Source organism: Paracoccus aerius, from assembly GCF_014656455.1.
Lineage (GTDB): Bacteria > Pseudomonadota > Alphaproteobacteria > Rhodobacterales > Rhodobacteraceae > Paracoccus > Paracoccus aerius.
Window position 1 is genome coordinate 156,569 of record NZ_BNCL01000001.1, and the last position, 21,512, is coordinate 178,080.

The 21,512-nt window shown below is 65.6% G+C and carries 25 protein-coding genes; 13 read left to right on the top strand and 12 right to left on the bottom strand.

What is annotated here, in order from left to right; translation table 11 throughout:
• Nucleotides 1–76 precede the first annotated feature (76 nt).
• On the top strand, nucleotides 77–352 hold the full coding sequence (locus IE224_RS00815) for a hypothetical protein (protein ID WP_191307251.1): 276 nt from the start codon (nucleotides 77–79) through the stop codon (nucleotides 350–352).
• Nucleotides 353–433: 81 nt separating this feature from the next.
• Here the strand turns inward: IE224_RS00815 and IE224_RS00820 are convergent, their stop codons facing one another.
• The 7 genes from IE224_RS00820 to IE224_RS00850 all read right to left on the bottom strand — a co-directional run bounded on the left by IE224_RS00820 (nucleotide 434) and on the right by IE224_RS00850 (nucleotide 7,878).
• Nucleotides 434–2,617, bottom strand: coding sequence for a 3-hydroxyacyl-CoA dehydrogenase NAD-binding domain-containing protein (locus tag IE224_RS00820; RefSeq protein WP_191307253.1), 2,184 nt, complete (start codon nucleotides 2,615–2,617; stop codon nucleotides 434–436).
• Nucleotides 2,614–3,081 carry a cupin domain-containing protein gene (locus IE224_RS00825; RefSeq protein ID WP_191307255.1) on the bottom strand — a complete coding sequence of 156 codons (468 nt, stop codon included), beginning with the start codon at nucleotides 3,079–3,081 and terminating at the stop codon, nucleotides 2,614–2,616. The genes IE224_RS00820 and IE224_RS00825 overlap by 4 nt, the downstream gene beginning before the upstream one ends.
• Complete coding sequence (locus IE224_RS00830) at nucleotides 3,081–4,292, bottom strand: acetyl-CoA C-acetyltransferase (RefSeq protein ID WP_191307257.1); 1,212 nt, start codon at nucleotides 4,290–4,292, stop codon at nucleotides 3,081–3,083. Before IE224_RS00830 ends, IE224_RS00825 begins: the two co-directional genes overlap by 1 nt.
• Complete coding sequence (locus IE224_RS00835; RefSeq protein WP_191307259.1) at nucleotides 4,289–4,930, bottom strand: glutathione S-transferase family protein; 642 nt, start codon at nucleotides 4,928–4,930, stop codon at nucleotides 4,289–4,291. The genes IE224_RS00830 and IE224_RS00835 overlap by 4 nt, the downstream gene beginning before the upstream one ends.
• Nucleotides 4,931–5,200: 270 nt before the next feature.
• Nucleotides 5,201–6,973, bottom strand: coding sequence for an acyl-CoA dehydrogenase C-terminal domain-containing protein (locus tag IE224_RS00840; RefSeq protein WP_191307261.1), 1,773 nt, complete (start codon nucleotides 6,971–6,973; stop codon nucleotides 5,201–5,203).
• Nucleotides 6,974–6,977: 4 nt separating this feature from the next.
• The gene (locus tag IE224_RS00845; protein ID WP_167621953.1) at nucleotides 6,978–7,376 is read right to left on the bottom strand and encodes a MerR family transcriptional regulator; all 399 of its coding nucleotides are present in this window, start codon (nucleotides 7,374–7,376) and stop codon (nucleotides 6,978–6,980) included.
• Nucleotides 7,377–7,497: 121 nt separating this feature from the next.
• On the bottom strand, nucleotides 7,498–7,878 hold the full coding sequence (locus IE224_RS00850; RefSeq protein ID WP_191307263.1) for a MerR family transcriptional regulator: 381 nt from the start codon (nucleotides 7,876–7,878) through the stop codon (nucleotides 7,498–7,500).
• Nucleotides 7,879–8,010: 132 nt separating this feature from the next.
• On the opposite strand from IE224_RS00850, the gene IE224_RS00855 reads away from it, so the two are divergent.
• Genes IE224_RS00855 through IE224_RS00865 form a run of 3 tightly spaced genes read left to right on the top strand, consistent with a single transcriptional unit; the run spans nucleotide 8,011 to nucleotide 10,260 of the window.
• Nucleotides 8,011–8,433 (top strand): PaaI family thioesterase, encoded by a 423-nt coding sequence (locus IE224_RS00855; protein ID WP_229849185.1) that lies wholly within the window; start codon nucleotides 8,011–8,013, stop codon nucleotides 8,431–8,433.
• Between the two features lie 5 nt (nucleotides 8,434–8,438).
• Nucleotides 8,439–8,939: a PaaI family thioesterase gene (locus tag IE224_RS00860; protein ID WP_167621956.1), complete on the top strand. Its 501-nt coding sequence runs from the start codon at nucleotides 8,439–8,441 to the stop codon at nucleotides 8,937–8,939.
• Nucleotide 8,940: 1 nt separating this feature from the next.
• On the top strand, nucleotides 8,941–10,260 hold the full coding sequence (locus IE224_RS00865; RefSeq protein ID WP_191307266.1) for an MATE family efflux transporter: 1,320 nt from the start codon (nucleotides 8,941–8,943) through the stop codon (nucleotides 10,258–10,260).
• Between the two features lie 45 nt (nucleotides 10,261–10,305).
• Here the strand turns inward: IE224_RS00865 and IE224_RS00870 are convergent, their stop codons facing one another.
• Nucleotides 10,306–10,626, bottom strand: a complete 321-nt coding sequence (locus IE224_RS00870; protein WP_373305480.1) for a DUF1476 domain-containing protein — start codon at nucleotides 10,624–10,626, stop codon at nucleotides 10,306–10,308.
• Between the two features lie 127 nt (nucleotides 10,627–10,753).
• Between IE224_RS00870 and purC the strand changes: the two genes are divergently transcribed.
• The 7 genes from purC to IE224_RS00905 all read left to right on the top strand — a co-directional run bounded on the left by purC (nucleotide 10,754) and on the right by IE224_RS00905 (nucleotide 16,492).
• Nucleotides 10,754–11,515 (top strand): phosphoribosylaminoimidazolesuccinocarboxamide synthase, encoded by a 762-nt coding sequence (purC, locus tag IE224_RS00875; RefSeq protein WP_126155922.1) that lies wholly within the window; start codon nucleotides 10,754–10,756, stop codon nucleotides 11,513–11,515.
• A 13-nt stretch (nucleotides 11,516–11,528) separates the two neighbouring features.
• Complete coding sequence (gene purS, locus IE224_RS00880; protein WP_191307268.1) at nucleotides 11,529–11,768, top strand: phosphoribosylformylglycinamidine synthase subunit PurS; 240 nt, start codon at nucleotides 11,529–11,531, stop codon at nucleotides 11,766–11,768.
• An 81-nt stretch (nucleotides 11,769–11,849) separates the two neighbouring features.
• Nucleotides 11,850–12,659: an ABC transporter ATP-binding protein gene (locus tag IE224_RS00885; RefSeq protein WP_373305481.1), complete on the top strand. Its 810-nt coding sequence runs from the start codon at nucleotides 11,850–11,852 to the stop codon at nucleotides 12,657–12,659.
• Nucleotides 12,660–12,686: 27 nt separating this feature from the next.
• On the top strand, nucleotides 12,687–13,409 hold the full coding sequence (locus IE224_RS00890) for a transporter substrate-binding domain-containing protein (protein WP_167621959.1): 723 nt from the start codon (nucleotides 12,687–12,689) through the stop codon (nucleotides 13,407–13,409).
• A gap of 45 nt (nucleotides 13,410–13,454) precedes the next feature.
• Nucleotides 13,455–14,336: an ABC transporter permease gene (locus IE224_RS00895; protein ID WP_191307649.1), complete on the top strand. Its 882-nt coding sequence runs from the start codon at nucleotides 13,455–13,457 to the stop codon at nucleotides 14,334–14,336.
• Nucleotides 14,333–15,157: an ABC transporter permease gene (locus IE224_RS00900; protein ID WP_191307270.1), complete on the top strand. Its 825-nt coding sequence runs from the start codon at nucleotides 14,333–14,335 to the stop codon at nucleotides 15,155–15,157. Before IE224_RS00895 ends, IE224_RS00900 begins: the two co-directional genes overlap by 4 nt.
• A 3-nt stretch (nucleotides 15,158–15,160) precedes the next feature.
• Nucleotides 15,161–16,492 (top strand): glutamine synthetase family protein, encoded by a 1,332-nt coding sequence (locus IE224_RS00905; protein ID WP_191307272.1) that lies wholly within the window; start codon nucleotides 15,161–15,163, stop codon nucleotides 16,490–16,492.
• Nucleotides 16,493–16,525: 33 nt separating this feature from the next.
• Here the strand turns inward: IE224_RS00905 and IE224_RS00910 are convergent, their stop codons facing one another.
• The 4 genes from IE224_RS00910 to surE all read right to left on the bottom strand — a co-directional run bounded on the left by IE224_RS00910 (nucleotide 16,526) and on the right by surE (nucleotide 19,554).
• Nucleotides 16,526–16,822 (bottom strand): PRC-barrel domain-containing protein, encoded by a 297-nt coding sequence (locus tag IE224_RS00910; protein ID WP_167622002.1) that lies wholly within the window; start codon nucleotides 16,820–16,822, stop codon nucleotides 16,526–16,528.
• Nucleotides 16,823–16,887: 65 nt separating this feature from the next.
• Nucleotides 16,888–18,039, bottom strand: a complete 1,152-nt coding sequence (locus IE224_RS00915; RefSeq protein WP_191307274.1) for a M23 family metallopeptidase — start codon at nucleotides 18,037–18,039, stop codon at nucleotides 16,888–16,890.
• Between the two features lie 37 nt (nucleotides 18,040–18,076).
• Nucleotides 18,077–18,742: a protein-L-isoaspartate(D-aspartate) O-methyltransferase gene (locus tag IE224_RS00920; protein ID WP_167622004.1), complete on the bottom strand. Its 666-nt coding sequence runs from the start codon at nucleotides 18,740–18,742 to the stop codon at nucleotides 18,077–18,079.
• A complete protein-coding gene (gene surE, locus IE224_RS00925; protein ID WP_191307276.1) occupies nucleotides 18,739–19,554 on the bottom strand; it encodes a 5'/3'-nucleotidase SurE in 816 nt (271 codons plus the stop codon). The genes IE224_RS00920 and surE overlap by 4 nt, the downstream gene beginning before the upstream one ends.
• A 185-nt stretch (nucleotides 19,555–19,739) precedes the next feature.
• On the opposite strand from surE, the gene IE224_RS00930 reads away from it, so the two are divergent.
• A complete protein-coding gene (locus tag IE224_RS00930; RefSeq protein ID WP_191307278.1) occupies nucleotides 19,740–20,654 on the top strand; it encodes a sulfite exporter TauE/SafE family protein in 915 nt (304 codons plus the stop codon).
• On the top strand, nucleotides 20,654–21,496 hold the full coding sequence (locus tag IE224_RS00935; protein ID WP_167622007.1) for a TIGR02186 family protein: 843 nt from the start codon (nucleotides 20,654–20,656) through the stop codon (nucleotides 21,494–21,496). The genes IE224_RS00930 and IE224_RS00935 overlap by 1 nt, the downstream gene beginning before the upstream one ends.
• Nucleotides 21,497–21,512: the final 16 nt, after the last annotated feature.

Consider the following 21,512-nt stretch of genomic DNA (forward strand, 5'->3'; position numbering starts at 1 on the left):
GCCGGGAATAATCGCCAGGCTGATCCGTCATCATCCCGCAGGCAGGTTGGCCTGCGACAGATGAAGGAACGCAGCCATGACACGACACGGTTTCCTGCTTGCCCTTGCGGCCACAGCCAGCCTCGCCCTGCCGGGCGCGGCCCTGGCAGATGACGACGACGACGGCGTCAGCCGCGTCCTGCGCGGCTTCATTGCCCCGCACTACCACGGACCCTTCTGGGATCGTGACGATGACCACCGCCGCTGGGAATACAGCTATCGCATCCGTCACGATGACGATGATGACGATGATGATCGCTGGGACGACGACGATGACGATTACGATGATGACGACCGGTGGGACGACGACTGATCTGGAACAAGACCAACAATAACAACGTAGGGGCAGGATCAGGCACGCCCCGGCCGTCAGGGCCGGGGCGTTTCGGTCGTGTCAGGCGGCCTTCTTGCCGCTGCCGAAGCGGTCGTAGAAGGTCTGGCCGCTTTCGGCCATGTCACGCAGCATCTGCGGCGCGGCGAAGCGGTCGCCATGCTCGGCCGTCAGGCGTTCGCAGATCTGCACGGCCCGCGCGGCGCCCAGCATGTCCAGCCAGGCGAAGGGACCGCCCGACCATGGCGCAAAGCCCCAGCCCAGGATCGCGCCTACGTCGCCTTCGCGGATATCCTCCAGCACGCCTTGTTCGAAGGCGCGCACAGCCTCCAGCGTCTGCGCGAACATCAGGCGGTGCTGCACCGTCGTCACGTCCGGCTGGTCGTCCGCATGGGGATAGCGCGCGGCCAGCCCGTCCCAGAGACCCTGCCGCTTGCCATCCTCGGCATAGGCATAGAAGCCCGCGTTCGACTTGCGGCCCAGGCGGCCCTGGTCGGCCATCCAGAACAGCACCTCGTCCACGTTGCCGTCGGGATAGGCGTCGCCCATGGCCGCGCGGGTGGCCTTGGCGATCTTCACGCCCAGGTCGATGCTGGTTTCGTCCACCAGTTGCAGCGGCCCCAGCGGCATCCCCATCATCTTGGCCGCGTTTTCGACCAGGACAGGGTTCACCCCCTCGGCCACAAGGCGGATGCCTTCGTTGATATAGGGGATGATGCAGCGGTTGGCATAGAAGAACCGCGCATCGTTCACCACAATCGGCGTCTTGCGGATCTGGCGCACGAAATCCAGCGCCTTTGCCACCGCGCGGGCGCCGGTCTGCTGGCCCTTGATGATCTCGACCAGCATCATCTTGTCCACGGGGCTGAAGAAGTGGATGCCGATGAACTGGTCCGGGCGGCTGCTGGCTTTCGCCAGGTCGCCGATCGGCAGGGTCGAGGTATTGGTGGCGAAGATCGCGTCCGCCGGGATCGCGGCCTCGGCCTTCTTCGTGACCTCGGCCTTGACGGACGGGTCCTCGAACACGGCCTCGACCACCAGGTCGCAACCATCAAGCGCGGCATAATCGATCGTCGCGGTGATGCGGCCCAGAACCTCGGCCTTCTTGTCCTCGGTCGACTTCTTGCGGCTGATCGCCTTGTCCAGCAGGCCTTCGGAATAGGCCTTGCCCTTGTCGGCAGCTTCCTGCTTGGCGTCGATCAGCACGACCTGGATGCCCGCCATGGCGCTGACATAGGCGATGCCCGCGCCCATCATCCCGGCGCCCAGGATGCCGACTTTCCTGACCGACTGGTCCGGCGCCTCGGGGCGGTTGGCGCCCTTTTCCAGGGCTTCCTTGTTGATGAACAGGCTGCGGATCATCGCGGTCGAGGACGGGTTCATCAGCACGTTGGTGAACCACCGCGCCTCGATCTTCAGGGCGGTGTCGAAAGGCACCTGGGCCCCTTCATAAACGGCGGACAGCAGCGCCTTGGCGGCCGGATAGACGCCCATCGTCTTGCCGTTGACCATTGCAGACGCGCCGACGAAGGTCATGAACCCCGCCGGGTGATAGGGCTCTCCGCCCGGCATCTTGTAGCCCTTCTGGTCCCAGGGCTTGACCAGATCCGCATCCTGGGCGTTCAGCACCCATTCGCGCGCAGCGGCGACGGGATCGGCCACCACCTCGTCCACAAGGCCCGCCGCCTTGGCTTTCTTCGGGTCCGACAGCTTGCCTTCCAGCAGGAAGGGTGCTGCGGCCATGGCACCCAGCTTGCGCGACAAGCGGATCGTGCCGCCGCCGCCGGGGAAGATGCCGACCATGATCTCGGGCAGGCCGATCTTGGCCTTGGGATTGTCCGCCGCGAAGATGCGGTGCGTCGCCAGCGGCAGTTCCAGCCCGATGCCAAGCGCGGTGCCGGGCAGGGCCGCCGCGACGGGCTTGCCGCCCTTGAGGGTCTTGGGATCCATGCCCGCGCGCTCGATCTTGCGAAGGGCGTGGTGCAGGGTCATGATCCCGTCGAAGACCTGCTGGGCGCCCCCCTGCTTCATCTGCGCGATGACGTTCAGGTCCATCCCGGCGGCGAAGTCCTTCTTGCCGCTGGTGATGACGATGCCCTTGACGGCCTCGTCGGACAGCGCGTCGTCGATCAGGGCGTCCAGCTGCGCTGCACCTTCAAGCGACAGGACGTTCATGGACTTGCCCGGGACGTCCCAGGTGATGACGGCGACGCCATCGGCGTCCTTCTGCATTGTGAAATCGGTCATTCGTTCTCTCCCTCGGTCGGGTAGGGGGTGCCGTCAAGATGCGTGTACCCCCGGGGCGTCGACAACAGGTCGATGCCCGGATAATGGCAGATGTTGTCGGGGTTGCGGCTGCCCGCGATCAAATAGACGGCGGGCTGTCCCGTATGGTTCTTCAGGGTATGGGCAACGGGCCTGCCCGCCTTCCAGCAGCAGGCGTCGCCGGGATGGATGATCGTTTCGACCCCATCCTCGACGACCGTCAACGCGCCATCCAGCATGTAGAGGAACTCGTCCTCATGCTCCTCCCAGTGCGGTTGGCTGGACTGCCTTCCTGGATGCAGGGTCTCGAGCGCGATCCCAAACTGGGTCAGCCCGCCTGCCTCGGTCAGGTGCCGATAGGACAGGAAGCCGCTACCCAGGTTGAACGGCTCGGGATAGCCCGAGACGCCTTCGGTCACAGGCACGCTGTCCTTGCGGATGATCATCAGACGCGCTCGATGATGGTGGCCGCGCCCATGCCGGACGCGATGCACAGGGTGGCGAGGCCCAAGGTCTTGTCCTGCCGTTCCAGTTCGTCCAGCAGCGTGCCGATGATGATCGCGCCGGTCGCGCCCAGCGGGTGGCCAAGCGCCATCGCCCCGCCGTTCACGTTGACCTTGCCGGGATCGACCTGGAAGGCCTGCATGAAGCGCAGGACGACGGCGGCAAAGGCCTCGTTCACCTCGAACAGGTCGATGTCGTTGATGGACATGCCGCTGTCTGCCAGGATCTTCTCGGTCACCGGGACGGGGCCGGTCAGCATGATGGTGGGATCGGTGCCGATCTTGGCGGTCGCGCGGATCCGGGCGCGGGGCTTCAGGCCGTGGGCCTTGCCGAACTCTTCGTTTCCGATCAGCACGGCGGCGGCGCCGTCGACGATGCCGCTGCTGTTGCCCGCATGATGGATATGCTCGATCCGGTCCAGATGCGGGTATTTCAGCATCGCGACCTTGTCGAAGCCGGGCATCGTCTCGCCCATGTCCTTGAAGGCGGGCTTCAGCTTGGCCAGATCCTCCATCGTGGTGCCGGGGCGCATGTATTCGTCGCGGTCCAGGATGGTCAGCCCGTTCTGGTCCTTGACCGGCACGATCGACCGCGAGAAGCGCCCTTCCTGCCACGCGCGGGCGGCGCGCTGCTGGCTTTCAAGGGCCAGCTTGTCGGCGTCTTCACGGGTAAAGCCGTATTCGGTGGCGATGATGTCGGCGCTGATGCCTTGCGGCACAAAATAGGTCTTCATCGCCAGCGACGGATCGACGGCGATGGCCGCCCCGTCGCTGCCCATCGGAACGCGGCTCATCATCTCGACGCCGCCGGCGATATAGCCGCTGCCCGCGCCCGCCTTGACCTGGTTCGCGGCCAGGTTCACGGCCTCCATGCCGCTGGCGCAGAAGCGGTTGATCGACAGGCCGGGAATGCGTTCGTCCAGATCCGAGGCCAGCACCGCCGACCGCGCCAGGCAGCCGCCCTGTTCCTTGACCTGGGTGACGTTGCCCCAGATCACGTCCTCGACCGCATTGCCTTCCAGGCCGTTGCGGTCCTTGACGGCATTCAGCAGTCGGGCAGACAGCGCGAGCGAGGTGACTTCATGCAGGCTGCCATCGGGGCGACCCTTGCCCCGCGGCGTGCGGGCGGCGTCATAGATAAAGGCGTCGGTCATGAATCCTCCTTCAGTGCCCGGTCGGATGGATTGCCGGGCATCAGGTCATAGGGGTGTTTCCAGCCGGGCAGGGCAGCGATTGCGTCCAGCCAGCGGTCGATATTGGGCCAGTCCTTGCGGTCGAAGCCGAAGGGTTCGGGGTAGTAAAGGTATCCGCAGCAGGCAAAGTCGGCGATGGTGGGGGCGCTGTCGGCGACCCAGTCGCGGGTGGACACGTGGTCGTCCAGAACCTTGTAGGCGGCTTTCAGGCGGCCTTGCAGGTATTCCACGGCGCCTTCAGGGCGTTTGTCCGCAGGCAGGAAATTCAACAGGAACCGTGCGGGACCGGCCTGGCCTGACAGCTTGTGGTTGTCGAACATCAGCCAGCGGAGGGTCTCGTTGCGGTCCGATCCCAGGAACTGTTCGGTCCGTTCCGCGACGTGAAGCTGGATGACCGCCGACTGCGACAGGGTCAGGTCGCCTTCGCGAAAGACCGGAACCTCGCCCATGGGGTTGATGGCCCGAAAGGCGGGGCTGCGCGCCTCTCCGTTGAAGAAGTCCACGTAAACGGGCGTCCAGTCATAGCCCGCCAGTCCCATGGTCAGGGCCGCCTTGTAGGCGTTGCCGGATTCGCCAAAGCACCAGAGTTGCGCAGTCATCCTGTTCCTCCACCGCCGGGGGCTCCGCGCCCCCGGACCCCCGCGGGGTATTTCTGCAACGAAGAAGGCGCGGATTAACCCTTCTTCAATCTATAGGCGCCTATCATGGCCCCACGGTACAGGCTGGGGAGCCGATGACCGTCAACGGAGAAGTCGTCCCGGTTCTTGGCTGAGATATGCCGCGCCGACCGGAAGGAAGGAGGGGCCGGGACGCATCCGCTTCTTCGTTGTGCAAATACCCACTTCGACCCTGCCTTCTCACACCCCGCTTCAGAATGCCTCTGCCTCAAGCTCCATCACCGGCGCGGCGCCGGACTGGATGCGCGCCAGATGCGTGGCGGTCATCGGCAGTTGCCGCTTCATGTAGTAACGCCCGGTCGCAAGCTTGGTCTTCAGGAACGCCGCGTCACCCTTGCCCGCATCAAGCGCTTCTTGCGCCGCCACGGCCATCTGCGCCCACATGGAGCCGAGCGCGACATGTCCGAACAGGTGCATGAAGTCATAGCTGCCCGACAGCGCGTCGTTCGGGTTCTTCATGCCGCGTTCCATGAAGAACATCGCCGCCGTCTGCAGATCCTTCGAGGCCGCCTTCAGCGGCGCGACGAAATCGGCTGCCAGCGGGCTTTCGCCATGCTGCTTGCAGAAGGACTTCACGATCTCGAAGAAGGCCATCACATGCTTGCCGCCATCCTGGGCAAGCTTGCGACCCACCAGATCCAGGGCCTGAACGCCATTGGCGCCTTCATAGATCATGGTGATGCGAGCGTCGCGGACGAACTGCGACATGCCCCATTCCTCAATATAGCCGTGGCCGCCATAGACCTGCTGGGCCAGTACGGCTGTCTCGAAGCCCTTGTCGGTCAGGAAGCCCTTGATCACCGGGGTCAGCAGGGACACGAGGCCTTCGGCATCGGCGTCGCCATTGTGGCCCTTGTCGATCAGATGCGCCCCCCAGAGCGCCAGCATCCGTGCGCCCTCCAGGAAGGACTTCTGGTCCATCAGGCTGCGGCGGATGTCGGGATGGACGATCAGGGGATCGGCCGGGCCCTGGGGATTGGCAGCCCCGGTCACGGCGCGGCCCTGCAGGCGGTCCGTCGCATAGGCGACGGCGTTCTGATAGGCGGGCACTGCGCAGGCGTAGCCTTGCAGGCCGACGCCTAAGCGGGCTTCGTTCATCATCGTGAACATGGCCCGCATCCCCTTGTGCAGATCGCCCAGCAGCCAGCCCCTGGCGCCGTCATAGTTCATGACGCAGGTCGAGTTGCCGTGGATCCCCATCTTTTCTTCCAGGGCCCCAACCGACACGCCGTTGCGTTCGCCCAGCGAGCCGTCGGCATTGACCAGGAACTTCGGCACGATGAACAGGCTGATGCCCTTCGTACCCTCGCCCCCGCCGGGGGCCTTGGCCAGCACCAGGTGGATCACATTTTCCGCCAGGTCATGATCGCCAGCCGAGATGAAGATCTTCTGCCCCGTGATCAGATAGCTGCCGTCGTCCCGCGGTTCGGCCTTGGTCCGCAGCATCCCCAGGTCGGTCCCGCAATGCGGCTCGGTCAGGTTCATGGTGCCGGTCCAGTCGCAGCTGACCATCTTCGGCAGGTAGGTCTGCTTCTGTTCATCCGTGCCGTGGGCGTGGATCGCGGAATAGGCGCCGTGGGTCAGGCCCTGGTACATGTTGAAGGCCATGTTGGCCGACACGAACATCTCGCCCGTTGCCACGCCCATCACATAGGGCATCCCCTGGCCGCCATATTCGGGATCACAGTCAAGCGCGGTCCAGCCGCCGTCCTTCATCGCCTGGAAGGCCTTGTCGAAGCCGTCAGGGGTGCGGACCACGCCATTTTCCAGCCGGCAGCCCTGCTTGTCGCCCACCGCGTTCAGCGGGGCCAGAACCTCGGCCGCCAGCTTGCCGGCAGCGTCAAGAATGGCTTCCGTGAAATCGGGATCCAGATCCTCGTGGCCCGGCAGGCCCGATTGCGACAGCTTCAGCACGTCATGCAGCGCAAACTGCATGTCGCGGACAGGCGGAAGATAGATCGTCATGGCTTTACCCTGTGCTCGTGTCGTTGGACGCGGCGGCAAGTCGGATCTCTGCATCGGAAAGCTGGGACTTGAGCTCGGCGATCGCCTCGCTCAATTCAGCGTACTGTCGTTCCATGTCGCCAAGGCGTTGGCGCCCGACTGAGATGGTCGCGGCGATCTGCGCCTTGTTGGTGCCGCCCGGCTCGTAAAGCTCGAGCAACTGGCGGATCTCCTCGAGGCTGAAGCCGAACCGCTTGCCGCGCAGGATCAGCGTCAGGCGTGCCCTGTCCCGGCGGTCATACAGGCGGTGCTGCCCGCGGCGTTCCGGGAAGATCAGCTCGCGCGCCTCGTAGAAGCGCAGCGTGCGGGGGGTTACGCCGAACGCATCGCACATATGGCGAATCGTCATCAGCTCGTCGGACATGGATCGCGGTTCCTCCTCATTCACCGTCTGCCGTCCTTGACCACACTATAGGGGCAAGTTGACGCGAACGTAAGCAGGACGCCGCGTCACAGGCGAAGTCAAGGGCAACCGTGACGCAGGGTCAACCCATGTTGCTCAATTCCTGCGCCGCCGTTTCGCGCAGGGCCTTCAGGTCGTCGCGCGCGGCCTGAAGATCGGCGATCTGCCCGTCCAGAACCTTCAGCTGCCGATCGGCCAGATCCAGCCAGACCTGATACTGTTCGCGCGACCCTTTCTGTTCGTAGATCAGGAGCCACTGGCGAATCTCCTCGAGGCTGAAGCCGAAGCGGCGGCCGCGCAGGATCAGCGTCATGCGGGCAATCTCTCGGGGTCCATAGAAGCGCGCGCGGCCTTCCTTCCGGGGATCAAGAAGCTCGATGTATTCGTAATAGCGCAGCGTCCGGGGCGTGACGTCGAAGCGCGCGCACATCTCCTTGAAGCTGATCGTCTGCTCGCTCGGCATCTGCCCCTCCGTCCTCATCTTGACGCAAGGCTAGCCGTTCGGCGCATCCTTGCGCAAGGGATGGGGGTTGAGTGGGCTGCCGGGTCGCGGATAGCGTGTCCCGACAGAAACGGGGCGAACAGGATGTCCGACATGAGCCAGACCGACCAGACCCGGATCGCACAGCAGTTCATCGAGGCGATCCCCCATGCCCGCGCCCTCGGGATGCGGGTGGACGACCTGGGCGAGGGTGCGGCGACCATCAGCATGCCCTGGGCTGAACATCTGGTCGGCGATCCGCGCAGCGGGGTCGTGCACGGCGGTGTCGTCTCGGCCCTGATGGACACCTGCTGCGGGGCTGCGGTCATGGCCCATCCGTCGGGGCCGGGTTCCACCGCCACGATTGACCTGCGCATTGACTACATGCGGTCGGCCAACAAGGGGCAGCGGATCACCGCCAAGGCCCATTGCTATCACATCACCCGCACTGTCGCCTTTGTCCGCGCCGTTGCCCTGGACGAGGACGAGGAAAATCCCGTCGCCGCCGCGACCGGCGCCTTTACGGTGGAAAGGTGATCGCCATGATGGACCGCCGAGAGCCGCTGGACCAGATCAAGAGCCGCCGCGATTCGGCGCTGTCGGCCCTTGTGTCGGGCGTGCCCTACCTGACCTGGATGGGCATCCGCTTCGACCGGCGCGGGGACGAACTGACCGCGATCCTGCCCTATGACGAGAAGCTGATCGGCAACCCGCTGCTGCCCGCCATCCACGGGGGCGTCACGGCGGCCTTCCTGGAGACCGCGGCAATCATCGAACTGGCCTGGACCGCCATGTGGGAGGATCTGGAATCCGGTCGCATCGTGCCGGATGCAGCCGTCACGGACAGCCTGCCGCGCCTGCCCAAGACCATCGACTTCACCGTCGACTACCTGCGCAGCGGCCTGCCGCGCGATGCCTATGCCCGCGCCAGGGTCGTGCGGTCCGGCCGTCGCTATGCCAGCGTCCAAGTCGAGGCCTGGCAGGACAACCGCGCCCGCCTTCTGGCGCAGGCGACGGGCCATTTCCTGATGCCACAGGGCTGAGATGGCGGATGTCCAGACGGCGGCGCTGACCCACCGGCGGGTGCTGGCGATCGCGCTTCCGATCGTCCTGTCGAACGCGACCGTGCCATTGCTGGGGCTGGTCGACACCGGCGTCGTGGGACAGCTTGGCCGGCCCGAGCCCATCGGCGCTGTGGCCATCGGCGCCGTGATCCTGACCTCGATCTACTGGATCTTCGGGTTCCTGCGCATGGGAACCTCGGGTCTGGTCGCCCAAAGTCATGGGGCAGGGGATGCGGCCGAAACGGGCGCCCACCTGCTGCGCGGGCTGGCGATTGCCGCTGTGGCGGGGGTGGTCTTCATCCTGCTGCAAGGCCTGGTCTTCGGCGCGGCCTTCCGGATCGCGCCAACCTCGGCCGCCGTCGAAGGGTTGGCGCGCGAGTATCTGGGCATCCGCATCTGGGGGGCGCCGGCCACCATCGCGCTTTACGCGATCACCGGCTGGCTGATCGCGGTCGAGCGGGCAAGGGCCGTCCTGCTGCTGCAACTGGTCCAGAACGGGATGAACGTGATACTGTCGGTATGGTTCGTCCTTGGGCTGGACCTGGGCGTGCCCGGCGTGGCCTGGGCGACGCTTCTGTCCGAATGGTGCGGGCTGGGGATCGGACTGTGGATGGCGCGGCGGGCCGTCGGGCAGGGGCTGCGGGCGGCCGGCCTGTTCGGGCGCGACCGGCTGATCCGCCTGGCGCGGGTCAACAGCGACATCATGATCCGGTCGGTCCTGCTGCAGGCCAGCTTTACCAGCTTTGTCTTCCTGGGGGCGGGCCAGGGCGACGTGACCCTGGCCGCGAACCAGGTGCTGCTGCAGTTCCTGTCGATCATCGCCTATGCCTTGGACGGCTTCGCCTTTGCCGCCGAAAGCCTGGTCGGGCAGGCCGTGGGCGCCCGGCGCCCCGACGGGGTGCGCCGCGCGTCGCGCCTGACTTCGGCCTGGGGAATCGGCGGGGCGGTGACGCTGGCGGTCGTCTTCTGGCTGGGAGGAGGGGCGATCATCGACCTGCTGACCACCTCGCCCGCCGTGCGGGCCGAGGCGCGGGTTTATCTGGTCTGGGTGGGCCTTGCACCGCTGATCGGGGTCGCGGCCTGGATGCTTGACGGCATCTTCATCGGCGCGACGCTGACCCGCGACATGCGGGTGGCCATGATCTGGTCCACGCTGGTCTTCCTGGCGGCCGTCCTGCTGCTGCCGCCGATCTGGGGAAACCACGGCCTGTGGGCGGCCCTGATGGCTCTGAACCTGTCGCGCGGCATCACCATGGCCCTTCGCTATCCGCGCGCCGAAACCGCCGCCATGCCGGCATGAAAAAGGGGACCGCCCGGCCCCCTTTCTGCTGCGATCAGCGTCCGGTCACTGGCCTTCGTCAACGATCTGCTTTCGTGCGACTTCGTTCAACTCTGCCATCTTGGTGCGGATTTCCGATTCGCCCGCCTTGCCTTCCAGGTCGGCCGCCAGCTTGCGGAAGACGTCATCATCGCCCGGCTCCTCGAAGTCCGAGGTGACAACGGTCAGCGCATAGGCACGCGCATCGTCGCCGGTCTTGCCCAGAAGCCCCGCGGCCCATTCGCCCAGAAGGCGGTTGCGCCGCGCATCGGCCTTGAAGCGCAGGTTGGCGTCATGGGCAAACTTGTTCTCGTAACCGCGCTCGCGCTCGTCGAAGGTGGTCATCATGGCCTCCGTGTTGTCTTGGGACCGATGTTAGTCCGCGCACGGCCGCTTGCAAGCCTCTCGTATTGCCCCCGGGGCCGCTTGTGGGGTAAGGCGCATGGGATAAGGGACATGCGAAAGGACGCCCGTCATGGCACCGCGCCGGAAGAAAGTCTACGAAGGCAAGGCGAAGATCCTGTACGAAGGCACCGAACCCGGCACGCTGGTCCAGTATTTCAAGGACGACGCGACCGCCTTCAACGCGCAGAAGAAGGCCGTCATCGAAGGCAAGGGCGTCCTGAACAACCGCCTGTCCGAGTTCTTCATGAACGGCCTGACGAATATCGGCGTCCCCAACCATTTCATCCGCCGCATCAACATGCGCGAACAGCTGATCCGCCAGGTCGAGATCGTGCCCCTGGAAGTGATCGTGCGCAATTTCGCCGCAGGCTCGATCTCCAAGCGACTTGGGCTTGAGGAAGGGACGCTGCTGCCGCGCCCGATCGTCGAATACAGCTTCAAGAACGACGAACTGGGCGATCCGATGGTGTCCGAGGAGTACATCATCGCCTTTGGCTGGGCGACCCAGCAGGACCTGGACGACATCGTGTCGCTGGCGCTGCGCGTGAACGACTTCCTGTCGGGCGTGTTCTACGGCGTCGGCATCAAGCTGATCGACTTCAAGATCGAGATCGGCCGCGTCTGGGACAACGACTTCATGCGCCTGATCGTCGCGGACGAGATCAGCCCCGACAGCTGCCGGTTGTGGGACATGAAGACCGGCCAGAAGCTGGACAAGGACGTGTTCCGCCGCGACCTGGGCAACCTGACCGACGCCTATACCGAGGTTGCGCGCCGCCTGGGCCTGATGCCCGCGAACACGACCAGCCTGAAACCGACCGCGATCAACTGAGAAGGACTGCCCGATGAAAGCCCGTGTGACGATCATGTTGAAGGACGGCGTTCTCGACCCGCAGGGCGAGGCGATCCGCCACGCGCTTGGCGGGCTGGGCCATCAGGGCGTCGCGGGCGTGCGCCAGGGCAAGCTGATCGAACTGGACCTCGAGTCCACCGATCCCGAAACCGCCAAGGTCGAGGTCGCGCGGATGTGCGAGGGGCTGCTGGCCAATACCGTGATCGAGAAATACTCGGTCGAGATCGTCTGACGCAGCGGCAACCTGCGTTTATCGTCAGGTTGCCCCGCAGACCCCGTTGCAAAAGCGCCGGGATTATCGCCCAATGCGCCGATGATGAACAATAAAGCCGCACAGAACGCTGCCGCACCCGACACGGCCCCTGTCATCCGGATCGAGGGGCTGCACAAGGCCTATGGCCAGATCGAGGTGTTGAAGGGCGTGTCCCTGGCGGCCCCGCGCGGCCATGTCGTCAGCCTGATCGGATCCTCGGGATCCGGCAAGTCCACGCTGCTGCGCTGCTGCAACCTGCTGGAAAACAGCCAGGCCGGCGAGATCAGCTTCGAAGGCGAACCCGTCCGCTGGAAGGGGCAGGGCATGGCCCGCGTGCCTGCCGATCGGGCCCAGGTGATGCGGTTCCGCACCAACCTGTCGATGGTCTTCCAGCAGTTCAACCTGTGGTCCCACATGACCATCCTGCAGAACGTCATGGAGGCCCCCGTTACCGTCCTGCGCGAGGATCGCGCCACGGTCGAGGCCCGTGCCCGGATGCTACTGGACAAGGTTGGCATCGGCGACAAGGCCGACGCCTGGCCCGCGCAGCTTTCCGGGGGCCAGCAACAGCGCGCCGCCATCGCCCGCGCCCTGTGCATGCAGCCCAAGGCGCTGCTGTTCGACGAACCGACAAGCGCGCTTGACCCCGAACTGCAGCAAGAGGTCGTGCGGGTCATCAAGGATCTGGCGGCCGAACACCGCACCATGATCATCGTGACCCATGACATGCGGCTGGCCGCCGATGTCAGCGACCATGTCGTGTTCCTGCACCAGGGCCTGATCGCCGAGGAAGGCCCTCCCGACCAGCTTTTCGGCGCGCCGACGACAGACCGGCTGCGCCAGTTCCTCAGTGCCTCGATGGCGCACTGACAAAGACGACCAACAGGAGACGTAAGAATGAAGAAACTGCTGCTTGCCGCGACCGCATTGGCCCTGACCGCTGGAATGGGCACCGCCCAGGCCATCCGCATGGGGACCGAGGGCGCATACCCCCCCTACAACTTCATCAACGAGGCGGGCGAGGTCGCGGGCTTCGAGCGGGAACTGGGCGACGAACTGTGCCGGCGCGCGGAACTGGAATGCACCTGGGTCAAGAACGACTGGGATTCGATCATCCCGAACCTGGTGTCGTCGAACTATGACACCATCATGGCCGCCATGAGCATCAACGAGGAACGCAAGGCCGTCATCGGTTTCACGCAGGATTACCTGCCGCCCGCGCCTTCGTCCTATGTCGCGTTGCAGGACGGCGTCGATCTGGAAGGCGGTGTGATCGCCGTGCAGACCGGCACGGTGCAGGCCTCGCACATCGCGGAAACCGGCGCGACGATGCTGGAGTTTCCGAACATCGACCAGGTCTTTGCCGCCGTCCGCAACGGAGAGGCTGACGCAGGCTTTGGCGACCACGAGGTGATGCGCCCCTTCGTCGAGGAAAGCAACGATCTGGTCTTCGTGGGCGAACAGGTGAACCTGGACGAAGGCATCGGCGTCGGTGTGCGCCAGTCGGACACCGAACTGCGGGAAAAGCTGGACACGGCCATCACCGCCATGAAGGAAGACGGCAGCCTGAACGCGCTGATCAAGAAGCACTTCGGCGACGACGCGCAGACCTACGAATGATCTGACGGGCTGCGGGGCGACCCGCGGCCCTTACCGGGACGGATGATGTTTTCCTTTTGCAGCGACCCTTCGGTGCTGGACGGGCTTGCCTGGCTGTCGTGCTATCTGACCACGGGCACGCATATGCTGTTCTATGCCAGCTTCGGGGTGGTCCTGCTGTTGCTGGCGATCACCGCGCCCATTGCTCTGCTGTTCGGCTATGGCGGCGCGATGGCCTCGCGGTCGCGGATCGCGCCGCTGCGGTGGTTCGGCAAGGTCTATACCTCGATGGTGCGGGGCGTGCCCGACATCGTGTTCTTCCTGTTCGTGCCGATCGCGCTGGACCAGGGTCTGGAATGGCTGCGGCATCAGGCGCTGTGCGACAGCGACGCCCCGGTCCGGCAGGGCAACGACTTCGTCGTCTGCGCGGCGGCCAAGCTTCCGCTGTCCACCAGCCCCGAATGGGTCCATGACATCTATGCCATGACGCTGGCCGTCATCGCCTTCTCGGTCGTCTTCGGCGCCTTCGCGGCCAATGTGCTGTATGGCGCGATGCAGGCCGTGCCCCGCGCGCAACTGGAAACGGCCGAGGCCTATGGCATGACCCCTCGCCAAGTCTCCCGACGGATCCTGGTGCCGCAGATGTGGACCTATGCGCTGCCCGGCCTGTCGAACCTGTGGATGATCCTCATCAAGGCGACGCCGCTGCTGTTCCTGCTGGGGATCGAGGACATCGTCTACTGGGCGCGCGAACTGGGCGGGGCCAAGACGTCGTCCTTTGCCTATCCGCATCCCGATTGGCGGCTGTATTATTTCCTTGCGGTGCTGGTTTTCTATCTGCTGATGACCTGGGTTTCCGAACGCGTGCTTGACCGGGTGATCCGCCGCCTGTCCGCAGGCCAGGCAACGATGGCAGGCGAGGCGCAGCGCAAGGCAGGTGCGCTATGACTTGCGCACAGACGATCATGGACTATGGCCTGCGGTCGCTTGGCTTCGGCGAACGGCTGCTGCCGCGAAGCGACTTCACGCTGTGCCAGCAGGTCACGCTGATCGGATCGGGCCTGATCTGGAACCTGTATTTTGCCTTTTTCGCGCTGCTGTTCGGCTTCTTCCTGGCGACCGGGCTTGCCCTTGCCAAGGCCAGCACGAACCCCTGGCTGCGCAAGCCGGCCGAGGGCTTCATCTTCCTGTTCCGCGGCAGCCCCTTGTTCATCCAGTTCTTCCTGGCCTACGAGGCCCTGGTAATGCTGCCCCGCGCAGGGATCGAGGTTTTCGGCTTCACCGTTGCGACAAGCTGGCTGACCAAGGCTTGGGCCGGCGCGCTGATCGTGCTGACGCTGAACACCGCCGCCTATTCCGCGCAGATCTTCCACGGCGCGCTGATGTCGGTGCCCAAGGGCGACATCGAGGCCGCCGAAGCCTATGGCATGACCGGCTGGACCAAGTTCCGCCGCGTCCTTTGGCCCACCATGCTGCGCCTGGCCTGGCCGTCCTACACGAACGAGGCGATCTTCCTTTTCCACGCGACCACGCTGGTCTTCTTCTCGGGCTTCCCGGCCTTCCAGCAGCGCGGCGACAGCCTGTATTACGCCAGCTATTTCGCGGGCCAGACCTTCAACCCCTTTGTCGCCTATCCGATCGTGGCGGGTTACTTCGTGCTGGCGACCCTTGCGCTGATCGGCTTGTTCGGCATCGTGAACCGGCGCCTGAACCGTCACCTGCCCGGTGCGGCCCGGCGCCTCAAGTATCGTCCGCAAGTGATCCGGTGAGTCATGGACTGGCTGAAAGAACATCCCGAGGTCAAGACCATCCGCGTGGCCGCATCGGACCTGAACGGGGTTGCCCGCGGCAAGCGCGTCCCTGCCCGCTATGCGGGCAAGCTGCTGGAGGAAGGAACCAAGTTTCCCTTTTCCGTCCTGAACCTGGACATCTGGGGCGAGGATGTCGAGGACAGCCCCCTGGTCTTCGAGATCGGCGATCCCGACGGGCTGCTGCTGCCCACCGAGCGCGGCTTCCTGCCGATGCCCTGGCTGGACGCACCGACCGCGCTGCTGCCGCTGTGGATGTTTCACCTGGACGGACGACCCTATGAAGGGGATCCCCGGCAGGCGCTTGCCGTCGTGGTCGAACGCTACAGTCAGGCCGGCCTGACGCCGGTCGTCGCGACGGAACTGGAGTTCTTCCTGATCGACGATTCCGGCCGCCAGTTGCGCGTTCCGCCCAGCCCCCGGTCAGGCAAGCGCCGGACGGGCGGCGAGGTCTTGAGCCTGCGCGCCCTTGATGCCTTCGACCAGTTCTTCACCACGCTGTATGACGCCTGCGAGGCGATGGATATTCCGGCCGACACGGCCATTTCGGAGGCAGGGCCGGGGCAGTTCGAGATCAACTTGATGCACCAGCCCGACCCGATGAAGGCGGCGGACGACACCTGGCTGTTCAAGATGCTGGTCAAGGGGATTGCCCGCCAGTACGGCTTTGCGGGCAGCTTCATGGCCAAGCCTTACGAGACATTCTCGGGGAACGGGATGCACATGCATTTCTCGATCCTCGACAAGGAAGGGCGCAACATCTTCGACAATGGTGGGGACGAAGGGACAGCGGAACTGCGCCACGCGGTCGCAGGCTGCCTGCGCGCCATGCCGGGCTCCACGCTGTTGTTCGCCCCGCACGAGAACAGCTATGACCGCCTTGTCCCGAACGCCCATGCGCCCACCGGCATCGGCTGGGCCTACGAGAACCGGACTGCCGCGATCCGCATCCCGTCGTCAGGCCCGAAGGCCCGGCGGATCGAGCATCGGGTCGCCGGCGGCGACGTGAACCCATACCTGACGGTGGCGGCGATCCTGGGGGCGGCGCTGAACGGCCTGCTGGAAAAGCTGGAAGCGCCCGAACCCTTCCGCGGCAATGCCTATGACCAGAAGCTGGCGCAACTGCCCGGCACCTGGGGCGAGGCCATCGAAGCCTTCCACCAATGCCCCGAGATGCGCCGGATATTCCCCGGCCACCTGATCGAGAACTTCGTGATGACCAAGCGGCAGGAACTGCACTACATGGCGGAACTGTCGGACGAGGAAACGGTCGAGCTTTACCTCGACACCGTGTAGGAAAGGCGGCGGACCGGCCGCCGCCTTCTGCTGTCAGTCGTGATGTTCGGGCAGGGCCTTCAGGTCCTCTTTCGACCAACGGGATACGCCGTGAACGACCCCGTCGCCGTCGCGCATCAGGTCGAGGTCCGAGGCAGGCACCAGAACCGGCTTGGACCCGATGCCCAGAAACCCGCCCACATCGATCACCACCTGCGCGCTGCTTCCCGATCCATGGACATGGGATACGGTTCCCACGGTTTCGTCGCCCGGGCCATAGATGGTCGCGCCCGTCAACACCGCGTCGGTCAGTTCGTCCGGCAGAAGCCGGGGATGTTCGGAATGATCCATGCCTTATCCTCCGTTAGCCTTGCTATCGCAAACCAACGTGCCGGATCGCGCCGCGTTCCGCAGGGTCAGTTGATGTATTTTTCCGGATCGACGCTGTCGAAGCCCTGGCGCACCTCGAAATGGACAAAGCCGCCGCGGCCGGCTGTGCCGATGGACTGGCCGCCCGACACCCGGTCGCCCTTGGCCACGTCCAGGCCGTCCAGCCCGGTATAGACCGTCATCAGGTTTCCGTCATGGCGCACCACCACGATGGGCGTGCCGGCGGTGTCCTGGGTGACGGCCGCGACCGTGCCGCTGCCCGCAGCCTTGACCGCCGTTCCCGCCGTGGCCGAGATGTCGATGCCGTCGTTCTTGCCCTTTTCATAGACGCGGATGATCGACCCCGACACGGGCATCTGGAACCGCCCCCCAGCCGAGGCCGCGGTCCGCGTCGCACCCAGATCCGTGGCCGGCGCTGCGGGGCCCGGTTCTGCTGCGGGGGCCGTATCCTCGGCCGGCAGGGGCTGGGCGGCTGATGGCGGGCGTGGTGTCGGGCTGCCGGTGCCCGGTGCGGTGGTCACGGCTACGGCACTGGGGGCCTTCTGGCCCTTGACCGGCACGATCAGCCGCTGGCCGACCCGCAGCGTCATGGACTGGGGCAAGCCGTTCCAGGCGGCCAGGTCCTGAACAGTGACGTCATATTTGCGGGCAATCGACCAGGCCGTCTCTCCCGAGGCCACGACATGCTGCGCCGGGTTGGCTGGACTTGCCGCCGGGGCGGAGGCCTGTGGCGCGGCGGGGGCAGGGGCCGGGGCCGCCGGGCGACCGGCCTGTCCCGCGAAGGGATCGACCACGGCACCGGGGGAAGTGGCGGAGCCGGGCAGGCCGGTGCCAACAGCGACACGTTGCGACAGGACCAGCGTCTGGCCTGCGGCCAGCGGGGCATTGGCCGGCAGGGCGTTGTGCTGGGCCAGCCGCGCCGCGTCGATGCCCAGCCGGGCCGCGACGCTGCCCACCGTGTCGCCACTGCGGGCCACCGCGACCTGATAGTTCGGAAAGGTGATGACGCCCCGGCTGTCGGGCTGCGGCCGCGGCGCGGCGCGGGCTGCCGCATCGGCCGTGCTCAGTGCCCCCGGCATCCAGCCCCGCAGGTCCGGATCAAATCCCGTCGCCCCGCAAGACGCCAGAAGAAGGGCTGCGGCCCCCATGCTGGCAAGCCGTTTCGTTGTCCTGCTCATTCCCGTCGTCCTTAACCTGCCTTGCCGCAGATCCGGGTCATGTCGGTCCCAACCCTTCGACCAGCGGCACAAATCGCACCTGTCGCAATTCGTCATAATCATAGCCGGCGTCGGTCCGGGTCACGCGGATCAGGGTCTGGACTGCATCGGACTGTCCCACCGGCACCACCATGATACCGCCGATCTTCAACTGTGCCAACAGTGACCCCGGCGGATCCTCGGCCGCGGCGGTGACAAGGATGCGATCAAAGGGTGCCTGGTCGGGCAGACCGCGCGATCCGTCGGCTACCTGCGCCGTGATGTTGTGCAGGCCAAGCTGGCGGAAGATCGCCTCGGCTTCCTGCACCAGGCGGCGGTGCCGGTCGACCGTATAGACCCGGCGGCACAGCCCCGACAGGATTGCCGCCTGATAGCCCGAGCCGGTGCCGATCTCCAGCACGGTGTCACGCGGGCCGGGGTTAAGCGACTGGGTCATCAGCCCTACGACCGAGGGCTGGCTGATCGTCTGGCCGCAGGGGATGGGCAGGGGCGTATCCTCGTATGCACGGTCCGCGAACTGGCCCCGCACGAACAGGCCGCGGTCGATCCGCTCCATCACGGCCAGCACGCGGGGATCGGTCACGCCGCGCGAGCGCAGCTGGAAAAGAAAGCGCATCTTGCGCTCGGCCGGGTCTTCCTCGTCGTCGTGGTGATCGACGGTCATGAAATCTCCGCCTTGGGGGTGTCATCGTCGAAAAGCCCCGCCATGTCCTGCAGCGAGGCGTGGCAGGTCAGGTCCGCCCGCATCGGCGTGACCGAGATGAAGCCGTCCATGTTCACCGCGACATCCGTGCCGGGTCGGGCAGGGGCGTTCTGCGCGCCGCCCGCCGCCCACATAAAGCGGCGCCCGTTCGGCGCGGTATAGGGAACGACGCTGAAGTTCGTGCCCTGCCGGCGCCCCTGCGGGACCATACGGGTGCCGCGGACCGCGGCTGCGGGGACGGGCGGAAAGTTGATGTTGTAGAACAGCCGGAAATCCGCGTCCGAGGTCCAGTCGCCATGATCCAGCAGCCGCCGGATCACGGCCGCGCCGTGCTGTCGGGCGCCTTCGAAGGGATCGGCGAGGCCCGCCGTCTTCGGTCCCAGATACTGCGACAGCGCGATGGCGGGCAGGCCCTGCAGGGCGGCCTCCATCGCGCCGCCGATGGTGCCCGAATACATGGCGTTTTCACCCGAGTTGTTGCCCCGGTTGACCCCCGACAGCACCAGGTCGGGCGGCGCGTCGGCCATGATGTCGCAAATGGCGGCCAGGACGCAGTCCGCCGGACTTCCCTCGGTCGCGTAGCGGCGTTCGTCCAGACGCGCGACCATCGTCGGATGCGAATAGCTGATGCAATGGGCCACGCCCGACTGCTCGAAGGCTGGGGCGACGGTCCAGACCTGACCCGACGGACCTGCCAGCGTCGCCGCGATCTCGGCCAGGACTTCAAGTCCCGGTGCGTTGATGCCGTCGTCGTTGGTGATCAGTATTCGCATTGCTTGGGCCCGCACCGTCCTGCGGCGCCTGAGACAGCGCCTGTTCACGTCTTCGTTCCTGCTTAGCCGGGCGATGGTCCCGCTTCAAGCGCCAGCATCCCGAGGGCGGCCGGGCCAAGGAAAGCGGTTTGACCTGCCTGCCGGGCCGTTGCATCCTTGCCCCTGACGCAAGCGGCGCGCGGACCATGCAGATCTATCTTCCCATCGCAGAAGTATCCGTCAATGCCTTCACGCTGATCGGGCTTGGCGGCCTTGTCGGCGTGATGAGCGGGCTTTTCGGCGTGGGAGGGGGCTTCCTGATCACCCCTCTGCTGTTCTTCATCGGCATTCCCCCCGCCATCGCCGTGGCCACCGGCGCCAATCAGGTCGTCGCCTCGTCCGTGTCGGGCGTCCTGGCCCATGTCAAGCGCAAGAGCGTGGATTTCAGGATGGGGGGCGTCCTGTTGGCGGGGGGCCTTGTGGGATCCTGGATGGGTGTCTGGGTCTTCACGCTGCTGCAGGAACTGGGCCAGGTCGATCTGGTCGTGCAGCTTTGCTATGTCGTCTTTCTTGGCCTGATCGGCATGATGATGCTGCAGGAAAGCATCCGTGCCCTGCGTCGGTCAAGGAAGCCGGGGAACCGCAAGCGGCTGCACCAGCACAACTGGGTCCATCGCTGGCCGGGAAAGGTCAAGTTTCGCGCATCCGGGCTTTACATCAGCGTCATTCCCCCGCTGCTGGTGGGCGTCGCGGTGGGTGTGCTGGCGGCGATCATGGGGGTGGGCGGCGGCTTCATCATGGTGCCCGCGATGATCTATCTGCTGGGGATGCCGACAAGGGTGGTCGTCGGAACCTCGCTGTTCCAGATCACCTTTGTCACGGCCTTCACCACGCTGATGCACGCCGTCAGCTACAATACCGTGGACATCATGCTGGCGGTGCTGCTGATCATGGGGGGCGTGGTCGGCGCCCAGATCGGCACCACTCTGGGCGCAAAACTGCGGGCCGAACAGTTGCGCATCCTGCTGGCGCTGCTGGTGCTGGCGGTTTGCGGCAAGCTCGCGCTTGACCTGTTCCTGACGCCCGACGACTTCTATGCCATCCAGCCGGGGATCGGCTGATGCGGAAACTGGCGGCCGCCTTGATGCTGCTGGCGCTGTCCTGCACGGCAAGCGCGCAATCCACCGTCCCGCCGGGCAATGCCGATGCCTTGCCGATCGAGGCCGCGCCACCTGACGAGTTTCAGCCGCCCGCGGAATCCGTGGTCGCGGGCCTGTCTAGCGACAGCGTGGCGATCACGGCCAGCTTCGACGGGTCGGACATCCTGATCTATGGCGCGATCAAGCGCGAAAGCCCCATTCCCGAAGGCCCGCCCCTGCAGGTGATCGTGACCGTCGAGGCCCCGTCCAGCGGCGTCACCGTTTGGCGCAAGGAACGCAAGGCGGGGATCTGGGTCAATGCCCAATCGGTCAGGATCGGCGCGGCCCCCGGCTTCTATGCCGTGGCAACGACGGCCGATCTGGACGACATCCTGCTGCCCGAATGGGACAACCGCTACCGGATTTCGCTTCCCCTGGCGATGCGGGCCTTTGCGGGTCAGGTCGCCGTGGAAAGCGCCGTTCCGTTCACCGAGGCCCTGATCCGCATCCGCGAGGACGAGGGGCTGTATCGCCTGGACGAGGGCAGCGTGTCGCTGATCGACCAGACCCTGTTCCGCGCAGATGTCAGCCTGCCCGCTAACCTGGTCGAGGGCGCCTACAAGACGCGGATCTTCCTGTTGCGCGACGGGCAGGTGATCGACGTCTTCGTCGCCCCGATCAATGTCCGCAAGGTGGGGTTGGAACGCTGGCTTTACCGCCTGGCCTTCGACCAGCCGTTTCTGTACGGCCTGATGTCGCTGCTTGTCGCTGTCGCGGCGGGCTGGGGCGCTTCTGCCGCGTTCCAGAAACTGCGACGGCCCTAGCGAAGGATCCCCTCTG

Coding starts and splice junctions, on each gene's coding strand:
- IE224_RS00815 (WP_191307251.1), top strand. CDS start 77: ATGACACGACACGGTTTCCTGCTTGCCCTTGCGGCCACAGCCAGCCTC.
- IE224_RS00820 (WP_191307253.1), bottom strand. CDS start 2,617: ATGACCGATTTCACAATGCAGAAGGACGCCGATGGCGTCGCCGTCATC.
- IE224_RS00825 (WP_191307255.1), bottom strand. CDS start 3,081: ATGATCATCCGCAAGGACAGCGTGCCTGTGACCGAAGGCGTCTCGGGC.
- IE224_RS00830 (WP_191307257.1), bottom strand. CDS start 4,292: ATGACCGACGCCTTTATCTATGACGCCGCCCGCACGCCGCGGGGCAAG.
- IE224_RS00835 (WP_191307259.1), bottom strand. CDS start 4,930: ATGACTGCGCAACTCTGGTGCTTTGGCGAATCCGGCAACGCCTACAAG.
- IE224_RS00840 (WP_191307261.1), bottom strand. CDS start 6,973: ATGACGATCTATCTTCCGCCTGTCCGCGACATGCAGTTTGCGCTGCAT.
- IE224_RS00845 (WP_167621953.1), bottom strand. CDS start 7,376: ATGTCCGACGAGCTGATGACGATTCGCCATATGTGCGATGCGTTCGGC.
- IE224_RS00850 (WP_191307263.1), bottom strand. CDS start 7,878: ATGCCGAGCGAGCAGACGATCAGCTTCAAGGAGATGTGCGCGCGCTTC.
- IE224_RS00855 (WP_229849185.1), top strand. CDS start 8,011: ATGAGCCAGACCGACCAGACCCGGATCGCACAGCAGTTCATCGAGGCG.
- IE224_RS00860 (WP_167621956.1), top strand. CDS start 8,439: ATGATGGACCGCCGAGAGCCGCTGGACCAGATCAAGAGCCGCCGCGAT.
- IE224_RS00865 (WP_191307266.1), top strand. CDS start 8,941: ATGGCGGATGTCCAGACGGCGGCGCTGACCCACCGGCGGGTGCTGGCG.
- IE224_RS00870 (WP_373305480.1), bottom strand. CDS start 10,626: ATGATGACCACCTTCGACGAGCGCGAGCGCGGTTACGAGAACAAGTTT.
- purC (WP_126155922.1), top strand. CDS start 10,754: ATGGCACCGCGCCGGAAGAAAGTCTACGAAGGCAAGGCGAAGATCCTG.
- purS (WP_191307268.1), top strand. CDS start 11,529: ATGAAAGCCCGTGTGACGATCATGTTGAAGGACGGCGTTCTCGACCCG.
- IE224_RS00885 (WP_373305481.1), top strand. CDS start 11,850: ATGATGAACAATAAAGCCGCACAGAACGCTGCCGCACCCGACACGGCC.
- IE224_RS00890 (WP_167621959.1), top strand. CDS start 12,687: ATGAAGAAACTGCTGCTTGCCGCGACCGCATTGGCCCTGACCGCTGGA.
- IE224_RS00895 (WP_191307649.1), top strand. CDS start 13,455: ATGTTTTCCTTTTGCAGCGACCCTTCGGTGCTGGACGGGCTTGCCTGG.
- IE224_RS00900 (WP_191307270.1), top strand. CDS start 14,333: ATGACTTGCGCACAGACGATCATGGACTATGGCCTGCGGTCGCTTGGC.
- IE224_RS00905 (WP_191307272.1), top strand. CDS start 15,161: ATGGACTGGCTGAAAGAACATCCCGAGGTCAAGACCATCCGCGTGGCC.
- IE224_RS00910 (WP_167622002.1), bottom strand. CDS start 16,822: ATGGATCATTCCGAACATCCCCGGCTTCTGCCGGACGAACTGACCGAC.
- IE224_RS00915 (WP_191307274.1), bottom strand. CDS start 18,039: ATGAGCAGGACAACGAAACGGCTTGCCAGCATGGGGGCCGCAGCCCTT.
- IE224_RS00920 (WP_167622004.1), bottom strand. CDS start 18,742: ATGACCGTCGATCACCACGACGACGAGGAAGACCCGGCCGAGCGCAAG.
- surE (WP_191307276.1), bottom strand. CDS start 19,554: ATGCGAATACTGATCACCAACGACGACGGCATCAACGCACCGGGACTT.
- IE224_RS00930 (WP_191307278.1), top strand. CDS start 19,740: ATGCAGATCTATCTTCCCATCGCAGAAGTATCCGTCAATGCCTTCACG.
- IE224_RS00935 (WP_167622007.1), top strand. CDS start 20,654: ATGCGGAAACTGGCGGCCGCCTTGATGCTGCTGGCGCTGTCCTGCACG.